Raw genomic sequence first — 13034 nt, 5'->3', positions numbered from 1 at the left:
GATTTTGTTGAGTATATCACAGCCAGGGAATATTCTCATGGGTTAAGAAACCAAATATTGATAGATAAATTGTATTGATGCAATAGAAAATACTGTAAAAAAATGCCAGATTTATAATCTGCTAGACATTAAAAAAGTGTGATGTTATCATGAAAAGAACTAAAATATATAGAAAATGTAAAACGAAGGAGATGTTACATTGCTGGATAATTTTTTGGCAGAAAAGTTTATTGAAAAGGCAGGGGAGTCTACGGAATATAATATTAATATTATGGATGAGAGAGGCGTTATTATAGCCAGCAAAGATGCCGAGCGGATTGGAGATTTTCATGAAGTGGCTTATTGGATTATCCACGGGGATGAGGAGATCATTGAGGTTCCGGATGGGGGGAAATATTTGGGAGTGCGTCCAGGGGTTATGCTGCCGGTGATTCAAAAGGGAAAACGGATAGGTGCTATCGGTGTCACAGGTGAACCTGGGAAAGTCCGGGAGATAGGTAAAGTGATGCAGTTTGCCATTGAGACTATGTACGAGTTTGAACTGCAGCACAGGCAGAGCGCACAGAGAAAAAGTATGAAAGAACGCTTTATCTATGGAATTCTTACGAATGAAGTGGCAGATATAGAAAAACTGCGGGAAGATGCAGTGACTCTGGGATGGGAGGAACAGTATATCCGTCTTCCTATCTATCTTCTGCTGGACGATATGGCAGATGTCCCAACGGTACAGAGAAAACTGAAGGATAGTGCATTGTACAGCAGGCAGGATATTATATCAGTAGTGCGGGATAAGGAACTGGTAATCTTTAAGAGCTTTAAGCCTGCATCGGAGAGTTTATCCAACTATAAAGAGACGGTGGCGGAGTATATATCGTACTGTAAAAATTATCTGGATATGGCAGGCGCAGGATATCAGTTTTGCGTCGGGACCTTCCAGGATAGGTATGAAAAGTACAGGACAGGCTACCAGCACTGTATCTGGCTGAAAAACAATGCAAAGGAAAAGGTGGCATATTTCTACGAACACGTAAATGAATACATGAAAAATTTAATCGCCATGGTTGAATACAGGGATATTTATGGGGTATATGACAAAATGATGGATGAGAAGACCAGGGAAAACTTTCTGGAGATTACAGAAATCCTGCAAAAGAATAACTATAATTTTAATATTAGCAGCAAAGAACTTTATGTACACAAAAACACCCTGGTATTCCGCTTTAACAAAATAAGAGAATTATTAGGGGTTAATCCCATGCAGCAGGTTTCGGACAGGGAGTTTTTGGAATATCTTCATTACTTTATGAAAAACAATAAAAAATAGGTATTTGATTCATTTCTTATGTTGACAGCACAAAAAACAAAAACATTTTTATGTTATCGCGCGATAGCCGAATGGAACATATTATTATACAATAACAATACCGAAACTCATAAAAAGAGAAAACAATTTTTGTGCACTTCTTCTGCGGGGGCGAAGAGGAGAGGTGAGTTCTCTTAGAACGAAAGGAGAGGTAAGAAATGAAGATGAAAAAAATAATTGCGTTAACATTGGGTACGATTTTAACATGCAGCTGCTTGTTGGCAGGCTGCAATAAGGCACCGGAGAACCAGGAGTCAGAGACAAAAGAAACCAAAGAAGACAGCGGTACAGAAGAAACCGCCGAAAAGGAGACACCGGCCTCAGGAGATACCGTAGTGCTGAAGCTGGCGCACCACACGGCCATAGACAGCGCCTATGATGTTGCCATAAAGCATTATGCAGACCTGATTTATGAGAGAACAGACGGAAGAGTCAAGATCGAAGTCTATCCTGCCGCACAGCTGGGAGGGGAAAGAGATGTGCTGGAAGGCCTAAAGCTTGGAACCATAGATATGACTTTGAATACATCTGCACTTATTATGAATATAACTCCGGAATTCGGCTTGCTGGATCTGCCGTTTTTATTTGAGGATTACGATCACGCCAGGGCCAGCCTGGACGGAGAACCGGGTCAGATACTGGCAGACAAACTGCTGGAACAGAACGGAATCCGCATGATGGCCGGATGGTGTTCCGGGTTCCGGGTGATGATGACAACCAACAAAAAAATTGAAAAGCTGGAAGACTTCCAGGGGGTCAAGATGCGTGCGCCCGAGACGCCGGTCTATATCGATATGTTCACCGCGCTTGGAGCCAATCCCACGCCTATCCCTTACAGCGAAGTGTATACTGCTATGCAGACAGGCGTGGTAGAGGGGGTTGAAGTAGCTGCAGAGCCCATGTATACCAGTAAGTTTCATGAGGTAGGCAAATACATTGTAAGAACCAATCATATCTTCAGCACTATCTGTCCCCTCATCAATGAACAGAAATTCCAATCCCTTCCGGAGGACGTGCAGCAGATTATGCTGGATACCATGAAAGAGGCCACTGATTTTGAATGGGAGAAATTCCTGGAGGCAGACGAGGCGGCCCTGCAGGCAATGGTAGATTCCGGATGCGAGCTGAATGAAATCGATCGCCAGCCGCTTATGGATGCCTGTGCCTCTGTGCAGGAAAAATATGTGAAGGAACTAAATGCCCAGGAGTTTATGGACAGTATTCAAAAGCTGAAAGAGTAAAACAGATGAGGTATACATATGGATGAAAAAGCAATTCCGCACAGAATTTATTTCCGATTTATCTATATACTTGAGAAAATAATAGAATGGATTTCCGCAGTTACCTTCCTGGGGATACTGGCAGCTACTCTGCTTCAGGTACTCTTTCGGTATGTATTCAACAAACCGCTTCTCTGGACAGAGGAGATTGCCAGATATCTTGGAATCTTTGCTATCATGATGGCCAGCTCCATTGCTCTGAAGCATGATCAGCATATCGGAATCGATTTTCTCTCTTCCAAACTTCCCGCGCCTATGCAGAGATGGGCGAAAGCCTTCTATGCGCTGGTTATTATGGGGGTTATGGGATACCTGGGATTTTATACAGCCATATTGATGGGACAGACATTTTTTACCCCCACTCCAGCCATGCGCATACCCATTGGGATCCCCTATCTTGGAATGTTTCTCGGGTATCTCTGTTCCTTTGTGTTTGGGGCCTGCATACTCTATGAAATCTGCTTTCACATTGAGATCCCGGCACCGGAAGAGGAGGCGTGAATATGAAGGTAATACTTGTATTAATTATCCTGTTTTTTGTATTGATGTTTACAGGAATGCCCATTGCCGTGGCCATCGGAGCGTCTTCTATCATCGCTTTGCTGGTACAGGGAAATCTGCCGGGAATCGTGGCGCCTCAGCGAATCTTTGTAATGCTGGACTCCTTCTCCATGATGGCAGTGCCTCTCTTTATCCTGGCGGGGGAGGTGATGACCCGAGGGGGGATCACGAAGAAACTGGTACGGTTCTCATCTGCGCTGGTGGGACATTTTAAGGGAAGCCATGCGCAGGTTACCATTTTATCCAGTATGCTTATGGCAGGGGTGTCCGGTTCAGCGTCCGCAGACTGTTCAGCCATTGGATCCATTCTCATTCCATCTATGCTGGATGAGGGATATGACAAAGACTATGCAGTGGCAGTACTGGCCTCTGCGTCTACCATTGGGCCTATCATCCCCCCGAGTATCATGATGGTAATCTATGGCTCTATGACCAGTGTATCCGTAGGTCAGATGTTTATCGGAGGCATTATACCTGGACTTATGTTTGGAATTTCACTGATGGTTCTTTCCTATTATGTGGCGGCGAAAAGGGGCTACCCCACCCACAGGCGTTCCAGCATGAGAGAAATCTGGATTGCCTTTAAGGATGCGTTCTGGGCGCTTCTGATGCCTATTATAATCATAGTTGGCCTTCTTTCCGGCATTTTTACGCCTACAGAGGCAGGGGCCATTGCGTCCGCGTACGCATTTATCGTGGGATTTGCCAGCGGGAATATTAAGTTTCGGGACATCAAAGACATTCTGTATAAGGCTGCAGTTGCCACTACAATCCCAATGCTGATCATAGGGATCGCCTCTGTGTTCGGCTGGCTTTTGACTATTAATAATTTCCCTGCACAGATTGGAGCCGTACTCCATGGGATCACTGCAGATCCAAATGTCTTTATCATTATTATTGTAGTATTTTTGCTTATCATCGGCCTTTTTATGGAATCCAACGCAGCTTTGATTATCATGGTGCCTGTCCTTGCCCCTATGGCTGCCGCTTATGGGTTCAGCCCGGTACATTTCGGCGTTATCACAGTGGTTACTCTGCTTATCGGGGCAGTGACACCTCCTGTGGGGATTCTTCTGTTCATCTCCTCCAGCCTTGCGAAGGCTAAGATCGGGGAGGTTATGAGACTGGTCTGGCCATATGTTCTGGTGCTCAGCATATTAACCTTTATTATTGCACTGGTACCGGAGCTGGTAACATGGCTGCCCGGTATCCTGATGCCTACATAAAGCACAGACTGTTTTCTGCCGCAGTCCGCTATACAGGGGAACGGCAGAGAAATATCTGCTTACAGGATGAAAGAAACAGCAAGGAGGAATCAGTTACATGGAAATGTCATCAAAAGAGAGAGTTATGGCAGCTTTTGCACGCAAGCCGGTGGACAGAGCGCCGGTCATTAACCCTACATCAGTAATCACCATGGACAGTATGAGAGCATACGGCTTAAAATTTCCGGATGTGCATCTGGACGGGGAAAAGATGGCTTTAGCGGCTGCTGCCGGAAGAGAACTTCTGGGATTTGACTCCGTTATGCCGAAGTTCAGTGTGGTGCATTCCGCCGCAGCGTTAGGTGCAGAGGTAGAGTGGGGAAAAGAGGATGCTATGCCTGTGATACGGCGTCATCCCATCCAGGATCCGTCCCAGGTTAAGATACCGGCTGATTTTTTGGACAGGCGGCCGGTTAAGGTAGTACTGGATGCCATTCGTCTTCTGAAAAAACGGTATGGGGATGAAGTGGCAATCATCGGAAAAGTATTTGGCCCATGGACAACGGCCTATAATATGTGCGGTACCGAGCAGTTTTTATTGGAAACTGCTCTGGACCCAGAGAAGGCGTCTGCCTATCTGGAGGCGTTTGCACCTGTCTCTGTCATGTTTGCAGAAGCCCAGTTTGAGGCCGGCGCGGATATTATCCTGTGGGGAGATCATGTAAGCGGGGATCTCTGCAGCCCCAAAGCCTATGAAAAGTTCCTGCTGCCAATCCATAAGAGGATTAATCATGGGTGGCTGAAAAAATCAGGCCCTGTGATTATGCACGCCTGCGGAAAGACCTTAGACCGCATTGCCCTCATCAGCGAATCAGGGTTTGAAGCCTTTCATTTTGATTCCAGAAATGATGCGGGGGAGATGCTGAAGCTCGCCGGGGATAAGATATTGCTTACAGGAGGGGTGAACAATCAGAAGCTTCTGTTTAAAGGAACTCCGGAGGAGATAAAAAAGCAGGTATTTGATCTGCTGGATACAGGCATCGTACTGATTTCTCCGGAATGCGCAGTGCCTGTGCTGACACCAAATCAAAATCTCATTGCTATTGTAGATGCGGTAAAAGAGTATAGTAAGATCCATAAATAGAAGATGTACCTATAAAATACGGCAAGACCGCCAAAACATCGGGTCTGGCCGTATTTTTCTGTTACCGGAAACCGGGAATGGTTAAGAGCTGGGTGAGGGTGTCCAGGCAATGGTCAGCATCCGGGTGTTCTCCCCGGTGGACCAGTATACCGGGAATCTTCATCTGGCGTGCGCCTTGTATATCAGCAACAGGGTTATCTCCTACCATGTAGCAGACTTCGGGAAAGTCAGCAGTCTCTAGGGCAATCTGAAAGATTTCCCTTCTGGGTTTGTCATATCCCACCAGCCCTGAGACGATAATTTCATCAAAAAAAGAGGTAAGTCCCAGATCTTCGGCCATTTCCGGCAGTTCCGGATAATTATTGGATAAGATGTAATTGTGATACCCCAGTATCCGGCAGGCACCAAGGACAGAAAGCGTGTCCTCATACAGATGGTATTTTTCTTTTTGAAGGATCTTTTCCCTGATGTGGGTACTTGCCTGCTGTGCAGTATCCAAAGGAACCCCTGCCTTCACATACTTTTCAGAGAACCTTCCTTCCATGTGCTTCCACCAGCGGCTTCCTGTGATCTGTGTAAAATCCTCATCCGGGGTATCCCAGGGATAGAGATCAAAGGTCAAAGCCCGTATCTCCTCAAAAGTAACCGGCGTGTCAGGAATATAGTGCAGAAGAGTTTCATAGATCGCATTGCTCCAAAGGTGCTGAGAGTGGACTAATGTTCCGTCAAAGTCCCAGAAAATAGCCTTATTCATGTATGTACCTCGCTTAAATTTGATTGATAAGTTTATTGCATAGTATACCATAAGCGGCCGGGAAGAAAAAGGGATTCTGTCTTCAGCATTTCTTCATATTTAACTGTTATGTTTATATTTGAAGTTAGACAATGAATGGAGGATTTTATTATGAGGGAAATTTTAGAAACCAGAAATCTGACGAAGCGCTTTGGGCAGCAGACCGCGGTGGACCACCTATCCCTGAAAATACAGGAAAACTCTATCTATGGTCTCCTGGGGCCGAACGGGGCTGGAAAGTCAACGGTGCTGAAGATGATTGCAGGGATGCTTCACCCAAGTGAGGGGGATATATTGTTCCGCGGTCATCCCTGGAGCAGAAAGGATCTGGGGCAGATAGGCGCTCTGATTGAGACGCCCCCTGTGTACCAAAATCTTACAGCGTGGGAAAACCTGAAGGTCAGGACAACAATTTTGGGACTGCCTGACACTTGCATCGCCCCAGTGCTGCATACCGTAGAACTTGAAAATACGGGTAAGAAAAGAGCAGGACATTTTTCACTGGGAATGAAACAGCGGCTGGGGATTGCCCTTGCTCTTTTAAATGACCCCAAGTTACTGATTTTAGACGAGCCGACAAACGGTCTGGATCCCATAGGAATCCAGGAGCTCAGAGAGCTGATTACTTCCTTTCCGGAGAAAGGAATCACAGTCATATTATCCAGCCATATCCTCTCGGAGGTAGTGCAGACAGCAGACCATATTGGGATTATGGCCGGGGGCGTGCTGGGTTACTGCGGAAGAATTCAGCCTGGGGAGGATCTCGAGGGCCTGTTTATGGATGTAGTGAAGGAAAATAGGAGGGGAGGCGTATAATATGTGGAGTTTAACAAAAACAGAACACCTAAAATTAAAGCATACCATTGGCAGTAAACTGCCGGTGGTGACTCCGGCGATTACCCTTCTCCTCGTACTGTCTCTGACAGGCGGTATTGAGAATGCCCTCCCCGCCGGTACATGGAATTGGTGGTATACTATGCTGCTTCCTGGCATGATGGCCATACTCTGTTACCTGTGCATACAGAAGGACAAAGAACTCAACTTCAGTACGATGCTGTCACTTGGCATTCCGGCAGGAGCCGGCTGGATGGGAAAAATAATATACTGCAGTGTATGTCTTCTCCTGTCAAACATCCTTATTTTTGGGGGTACACTTGTAGGAGGAATGGTATTTGGAACCACAATATCTCCTGAGGAAGGCATTTTTGGGGCTCTGCTGCTTAGCATATCCTATCTCTGGGCCATACCGCTTTATTTGTTTTTGAGTGCTAGGTTTGGGCTGTTCGCCTGTGTTTTTTCCGGCATGGCACTGTCTGCTGGGGGAGTGGCGGCTCTTGCGGATACAAAGATCTGGTGGATTTGTCCTTCCGCTATTCCTGTGCGCCTGATGTGTCCGGTGCTGGGAATTCAGCCCAACGGCCTGCCTGTTCCAAAAGGAAGCCCGCTCTCAGGTATGGGGGTGATTGTTCCCGGCGTTCTTCTATCACTCCTGTGGCTTGTGGTCCTGACCTTTTTTACAGTCCGATGGTTTGCTGGAAGGGAGGGAGAAGCATGAGACAGCTGGTTCGGTATATAAAAGCTGATGTAATGAAAACAAGGCGGCTGGGAGTGCGGGGGGCACATGGATTAGTTCCGGCAGGAACAGCAGCTGTCTTTTTGACATATTACGCATTTGCGCCCTGGAATCCTGTCTCTAAGTTAGAGGCCTATTTTCAGGTTTTGGGAGTTGCTCTTCCCATTCTTCTGGGAGTGTTTTCCGCGATAGCCGCAGAACAGGAAACTGCTTCCGGGGTCCTGCAGAATATGCTGTCCGTCCCCTGCCGGGCAGTGTCTTTCATTAGCAAACTGCTGCAGCTTCTTGTGTTTGAAGCGGCAGCAATATTCATGGCCAGCGGAATGTTCGGAGCCGGAAATATCTGTCTGCTGGGAAGAACTGAGGCAGGGTTTTGGGTTTACTGGAAGGCGGGGATGGTGCTGTTTGTGAGCAGTATTTCATTATACACTTGGCATTTGCTTCTAAGCCTGCGGTTTGGCAAAGGAATTTCTGTAGGACTGGGGATCGTAGAAAGCCTGGTGTCCGCCCTTTTGCTTACCGGATTGGGGACTTATATCTGGATGTATGTGCCGTGTGCGTGGATTTCCAGGTTTCCGGGTCTGTATCTGCAGAAATATCTGGGCATACTGGATCCTCTCTCTGCAGTCCGGGGAAAGACTGCCGCTGCAGTATGCGTAGGATTTACCATCCTGTCCCTGCTTGCGGGAGTACTCTGGTTTTCCAGGTGGGACGGACGTAAAATTAATGATTAACCTATACTTGTGAGTTACTTGAGGGTATAATTTTTATAAAAGGAGAATAGATAGAGATGGCAAATATTTTAGCAGTAGATGATGAAACCGCAATTTTAACAATGATACAGAAAATATTGTCCAGGGACGGGCACCAGGTGACCGTCGTCTCCGATTCTCAGATGCTTGAAGCCGTACAGTTAGAGCAATTTGATTTGATATTATTGGATATCATGATGCCAGGGAAGGATGGGTTTACCGTGTGTAATGAAATTCGGGGCAAGACAGACTGTCCGATTTTGTTTCTTACAGCTAAGACGCAGGAGCAGAGTCTTGTGTACGGGCTGCAGACCGGAGCCGACGATTACATCTGCAAACCTTTTGGTGCAAATGAGCTTCGGGCCAGGATAGGAGCGCATCTGCGCAGGGAACACCGTGAACATTATGTACGGCTTTCAGTTCCCAACGCACAGTTTAATCTGTCATCCAAAGAGCTGACGGTGAACGGCACGGTTATGCAGCTGACACCTGCCGAATATGAAATATGCGAATTTCTGGCCCGCAGCAAAGGTCAGGTGTTTTCCAGAGAACAGATATATGAAAATGTATTTGGATATGACGGGGAAAGCAATGACTCTACTATTATTACGCATATTAAAAATATTCGAATAAAATTAGAACAGGCAGAGTATTCGCCTATCAAAACAGTATGGGGGATCGGATATAAATGGGAAGTATAAAGCAAAAAAGAGCAGTCTCCCTAAGCCTGTTCTTTTTAAAATATTTCATGTATCTCTGTGCGGGGGCACTGCTGACCGCCTTCTGTGCCGTCTGTATATTTAATACTCTTGTTTTTAACCAGATGGTCTATGCTGCTGATTATGCACAGAAGGAGGCTGACCGGGCCTGCGGCCAGATAGCCGCTGCAGGACAGGTAACTAAGGAGGACATTCCGGAATTGTGCCAGTATGCGGTGTTTGATCCGGATGGAACCATGCGTGAGGGAAGCATCGGAAAAAGAGAGAGCGGATATGCATGGAGCGCTGTCCGGGGAAAGAGTGCGGACAGGCTGGGAAATTACTATAAAGTTGCTCCGGTAGCTGACGGGTATTGTGTACTGAGATTTCAAATAATGCCCCAGTTTAAGTCAGCGAAACTTAGAAGGTATCTTCCCAATCCACAAAATCTGATCCTGACAGCAGTGCTTGTGATTCTGCTCTCCTACACGTGTTTTATCTCTGTCTGCTTTGGCCGTTCTCTGAAGAAAAAGCTGCATCCTTTGATATCGGCGGCCGGAAAGATACAAAACCGGGAATTGGAATTCTCTATGATGACAAGCAGCATTAAAGAGATCAATACGGTACTTAATGCCATGGAGCAGATGCGCATAGCTTTGAAAGAGTCTCTGGAGAGGCAGTGGAAGCTGGAGCAGTCAAGGAAGGAACAGATGGCTTCGCTGGCTCATGACCTGAAAACGCCTCTCACGATTATCAGGGGCAATACTGATTTGCTTCATGAGTCAGAACTGACAGAGGAACAGGAGGAGTACTGCGGATATATCCAGAGCAGCATACAGACCATGCAGGATTATGTGAAAGCACTCATAGATATCTCTCAGACAGAGAGCGGTGCTCCCATAGAGATCCGCTGTGTGGACACCCGGGCATTTCTGGAGGAACTGTATGTTACGGTAGAAGGGCTGCTGACGGCTAAGGAAATAGAACTGCGCTGGGACACAGGTGAACTGCCCGCAACCCTCCACATCCATCAGGGGCTGTTACACAGAGCTCTGTTAAATGTGTTTTCTAATGCCGCAGACTTTACCCCCCAAGGAGGCACCATAGCATTCTATGCTGCTGTAAAGGACCGCACGGCAGTGTTCCGTGTAAGCGATTCCGGACCTGGCTTCTCTCCTAAAGCTCTCACAAACGCAGCAAAAGAATTTTATATGGATGACGAAAGCCGTTCTTCTAATCTGCACTATGGCATGGGGTTATATATTGCCAGTATGGTGGCAAAAAGACATGGAGGCGAACTAATTCTTACGAACGCAGACTATCTTAAAGGCGCAGAGGTTACAATTAAAATTCCTGAATCAATGGTTTGTTAGCACTCAATCAAAATGAGTGCTAATTTTCTCTTGACTTTTCCATAGGAGGGTATTAAAATAAATTCCAGATAAACAAATCAGAGGAAAAGCGAAAGAACATAGAAATTCAGCAGAAAAGGAGAGTGACCACTATCATGGATAATAAACGTGGTAATTTATCAATTAACAGTGAAAACATTTTTCCAATCATTAAGAAATGGTTGTATTCCGATCATGATATCTTCTTCCGTGAGATGATTTCCAACGGATGTGACGCCATAACAAAGTTAAAGAAATTAGAGATTATGGGAGAATACAGTTTCCCGGAGGACTATAAGAGCAAGATAGAGGTTATCGTTAATCCGGATGAGAAGACTTTGAAGTTCATAGACACCGGTATCGGTATGGAGGCCGATGAGGTAGAAGAGTATATTACGCAGATTGCATTTTCCGGTGCCACTGAATTCTTAGAGAAATATAAGGACAAGACCAACGACGATCAGATTATCGGACACTTTGGTCTGGGCTTTTACTCAGCATTCATGGTTGCTGATGAGGTTCATATTGATACGCTTTCTTATAAAGAAGGGGCGGTTCCCGTTCACTGGGAGTGTGACGGAGGAACCGAGTATGAAATCGGAGAAGGAAATAAGACAACTGTGGGAACAGAGATTACTTTGTTCCTGAATGAGGAGAGCCTGGAGTTTGCCAACGAGTACCGGGCACGGGAAGTTATAGAAAAGTACTGCTCCTTTATGCCGGTAGAAATCTTCCTGTCCAAAGCCAATGCAGAGCAGGAATTTGAGACCATTGATGAACAGGACTTAAGAGATGACGATGTTGTTGTAGAGCATATTCATGAGGAAGCAAAAACAGAGGAGAAAGAGAACGAAAACGGGGAAAAAGAAGTCGTAGAGGTTTCCCCTGCCAGAGATAAAGTGAAAATTCACAAACGTCCGGTATCTTTAAGTGACACGAATCCTCTGTGGATGAAGCATCCCAACGACTGCTCTGAGGAGGACTACAAGAGCTTTTACCGAAAAGTATTTATGGATTACAAAGAGCCCCTGTTCTGGATTCATCTGAACATGGATTATCCCTTTAACTTAAAAGGTATTCTTTACTTCCCCAAAATTAACACGGAGTATGATTCCATCGAGGGTACCATAAAGCTTTATAATAACCAGGTATTTATCGCGGACAATATTAAAGAAGTAATTCCTGAATTCCTTATGCTTCTGAAGGGTGTCATTGACTGTCCGGATCTGCCGCTGAATGTCTCCAGAAGCGCGCTTCAGAACGATGGATTTGTAAAGAAAATCTCCGACTATATCAGCAAAAAGGTTGCTGATAAGTTAACAGGTATGTGCAAGACGGACAGAGAGTCTTACGAGAAATACTGGGACGACATCAGCCCATTTATCAAATTCGGATGTCTGAAGGATCAGAAGTTCTCAGAGAAGATGATGGACTATATTCTCTATAAAAACATCGACGGAAAATATCTGACGCTGGAGGACTGCATCAAAGAAAACAAGACAGAGGAAGAGGAAGCGCCAAAGGAAAGTACGGAGGCAGCGGAGACCTCTGACGATGGGGAGGAAAAGAAAGAGCCGGAGAAAACCACGGTATATTATGTGACAGACGAGATCCAGCAGAGCCAGTATATCAATATGTTCAGGGAAGAGGGACTGGACGCAGTGATTCTGAAGCACAACATTGATGCGCCGTTCATCTCCCATGTGGAGCAGTTGAAAGAAGAAGTTAAGTTCCAGAGAATAGATTCTGAGCTGGATGCATCCGTAAAAGAGGACAGCCAGGCTGAGCTGGAGGAAGAGACAAAGACACTCACAGAAGTATTCCGAAAGGCTCTGGACAACGAAAAGCTGGAAGTAAAGGTAGAAAAGCTGAAAAATGAGAATATTTCTTCTATGATGACCTTATCCGAGGAAAGCAGAAGAATGCAGGATATGATGAAAATGTACAATATGTACGGCATGGATCCTGGTATGTTTGGAAGCAGTGAGACCTTAATACTGAATGCTAATAACAAGCTGGTACAGTACGTATTGGACCATAAAGAGGGTGACAATGTCAAACTGTTCTGTGAACAGCTCTACGATCTGGCGATGCTCAGCCATAAACAGCTGGCACCGGAGGCAATGACAAAGTTCATTGCAAGAAGCAATGAGATTATGATGCTTCTGGCCAAATAAAAGAGGATAAAAGGTAAGGAGGGGCTGTCGGGAAATAGATAGCCCTACACAGGGGCAGGCGTGATTCATACGAATCACGCCTGCCCCTGAAAATTAT

Annotated in this window: 12 protein-coding genes; 11 read left to right on the top strand and 1 reads right to left on the bottom strand. The window is 45.8% G+C overall.

Annotated elements, in window-relative coordinates; translation table 11 throughout:
• The first annotated feature begins 199 nt into the window (after window positions 1–199).
• From GKG41_RS12120 to GKG41_RS12100, 5 genes are all read left to right on the top strand, one after another.
• Window positions 200–1324 (top strand): sugar diacid recognition domain-containing protein, encoded by a 1125-nt coding sequence (locus tag GKG41_RS12120; protein WP_154258982.1) that lies wholly within the window; start codon window positions 200–202, stop codon window positions 1322–1324.
• A 197-nt stretch (window positions 1325–1521) separates the two neighbouring features.
• Window positions 1522–2604 carry a TRAP transporter substrate-binding protein gene (locus GKG41_RS12115; protein ID WP_154258980.1) on the top strand — a complete coding sequence of 361 codons (1083 nt, stop codon included), beginning with the start codon at window positions 1522–1524 and terminating at the stop codon, window positions 2602–2604.
• Between the two features lie 18 nt (window positions 2605–2622).
• The gene (locus GKG41_RS12110; RefSeq protein WP_154258978.1) at window positions 2623–3144 is read left to right on the top strand and encodes a TRAP transporter small permease; all 522 of its coding nucleotides are present in this window, start codon (window positions 2623–2625) and stop codon (window positions 3142–3144) included.
• 2 nt (window positions 3145–3146) lie between these two features.
• Window positions 3147–4430, top strand: coding sequence for a TRAP transporter large permease (locus GKG41_RS12105; RefSeq protein ID WP_154258976.1), 1284 nt, complete (start codon window positions 3147–3149; stop codon window positions 4428–4430).
• 97 nt (window positions 4431–4527) lie between these two features.
• Window positions 4528–5553, top strand: a complete 1026-nt coding sequence (locus tag GKG41_RS12100; protein ID WP_154258974.1) for an MtaA/CmuA family methyltransferase — start codon at window positions 4528–4530, stop codon at window positions 5551–5553.
• A 61-nt stretch (window positions 5554–5614) separates the two neighbouring features.
• On the opposite strand, the gene GKG41_RS12095 is transcribed toward GKG41_RS12100, so the two are convergent.
• A complete protein-coding gene (locus GKG41_RS12095; protein WP_173015602.1) occupies window positions 5615–6307 on the bottom strand; it encodes an HAD-IA family hydrolase in 693 nt (230 codons plus the stop codon).
• A gap of 150 nt (window positions 6308–6457) precedes the next feature.
• Here GKG41_RS12095 and GKG41_RS12090 point away from each other — a divergent pair, with 150 nt between their 5' ends.
• The 6 genes from GKG41_RS12090 (at window position 6458) to htpG (ending at window position 12937) form a co-directional block, all read left to right on the top strand.
• Window positions 6458–7162 (top strand): lantibiotic protection ABC transporter ATP-binding protein, encoded by a 705-nt coding sequence (locus GKG41_RS12090; RefSeq protein ID WP_154258970.1) that lies wholly within the window; start codon window positions 6458–6460, stop codon window positions 7160–7162.
• A gap of 1 nt (window position 7163) precedes the next feature.
• Window positions 7164–7901: a lantibiotic immunity ABC transporter MutE/EpiE family permease subunit gene (locus tag GKG41_RS12085; protein WP_154258968.1), complete on the top strand. Its 738-nt coding sequence runs from the start codon at window positions 7164–7166 to the stop codon at window positions 7899–7901.
• Window positions 7898–8653, top strand: a complete 756-nt coding sequence (locus tag GKG41_RS12080; protein ID WP_173015601.1) for a lantibiotic immunity ABC transporter MutG family permease subunit — start codon at window positions 7898–7900, stop codon at window positions 8651–8653. The genes GKG41_RS12085 and GKG41_RS12080 overlap by 4 nt, the downstream gene beginning before the upstream one ends.
• 56 nt (window positions 8654–8709) lie before the next feature.
• The gene (locus GKG41_RS12075; protein WP_154258964.1) at window positions 8710–9372 is read left to right on the top strand and encodes a response regulator transcription factor; all 663 of its coding nucleotides are present in this window, start codon (window positions 8710–8712) and stop codon (window positions 9370–9372) included.
• Window positions 9360–10742, top strand: coding sequence for a HAMP domain-containing sensor histidine kinase (locus tag GKG41_RS12070; RefSeq protein ID WP_154258962.1), 1383 nt, complete (start codon window positions 9360–9362; stop codon window positions 10740–10742). The genes GKG41_RS12075 and GKG41_RS12070 overlap by 13 nt, the downstream gene beginning before the upstream one ends.
• 134 nt (window positions 10743–10876) lie before the next feature.
• A complete protein-coding gene (htpG, locus tag GKG41_RS12065; protein ID WP_154258959.1) occupies window positions 10877–12937 on the top strand; it encodes a molecular chaperone HtpG in 2061 nt (686 codons plus the stop codon).
• The last annotated feature ends 97 nt before the right edge of the window (window positions 12938–13034 follow it).

The organism is Lactonifactor sp. BIOML-A5 (assembly GCF_009677585.1).
Classification (GTDB): Bacteria; Bacillota; Clostridia; order Lachnospirales; family Lachnospiraceae; genus Lactonifactor.
This window is presented reverse-complemented; position numbering and strand designations above follow the sequence as displayed.

What these genes read in the sequence shown, in the direction of transcription:
- GKG41_RS12085 (WP_154258968.1), top strand. Translation starts at nt 7,164, where the DNA reads ATGTGGAGTTTAACAAAAACAGAACACCTAAAATTAAAGCATACCATT.
- GKG41_RS12105 (WP_154258976.1), top strand. Translation starts at nt 3,147, where the DNA reads ATGAAGGTAATACTTGTATTAATTATCCTGTTTTTTGTATTGATGTTT.
- GKG41_RS12115 (WP_154258980.1), top strand. Translation starts at nt 1,522, where the DNA reads ATGAAGATGAAAAAAATAATTGCGTTAACATTGGGTACGATTTTAACA.
- GKG41_RS12100 (WP_154258974.1), top strand. Translation starts at nt 4,528, where the DNA reads ATGGAAATGTCATCAAAAGAGAGAGTTATGGCAGCTTTTGCACGCAAG.
- htpG (WP_154258959.1), top strand. Translation starts at nt 10,877, where the DNA reads ATGGATAATAAACGTGGTAATTTATCAATTAACAGTGAAAACATTTTT.
- GKG41_RS12080 (WP_173015601.1), top strand. Translation starts at nt 7,898, where the DNA reads ATGAGACAGCTGGTTCGGTATATAAAAGCTGATGTAATGAAAACAAGG.
- GKG41_RS12075 (WP_154258964.1), top strand. Translation starts at nt 8,710, where the DNA reads ATGGCAAATATTTTAGCAGTAGATGATGAAACCGCAATTTTAACAATG.
- GKG41_RS12070 (WP_154258962.1), top strand. Translation starts at nt 9,360, where the DNA reads ATGGGAAGTATAAAGCAAAAAAGAGCAGTCTCCCTAAGCCTGTTCTTT.
- GKG41_RS12095 (WP_173015602.1), bottom strand. Translation starts at nt 6,307, where the DNA reads ATGAATAAGGCTATTTTCTGGGACTTTGACGGAACATTAGTCCACTCT.
- GKG41_RS12090 (WP_154258970.1), top strand. Translation starts at nt 6,458, where the DNA reads ATGAGGGAAATTTTAGAAACCAGAAATCTGACGAAGCGCTTTGGGCAG.
- GKG41_RS12110 (WP_154258978.1), top strand. Translation starts at nt 2,623, where the DNA reads ATGGATGAAAAAGCAATTCCGCACAGAATTTATTTCCGATTTATCTAT.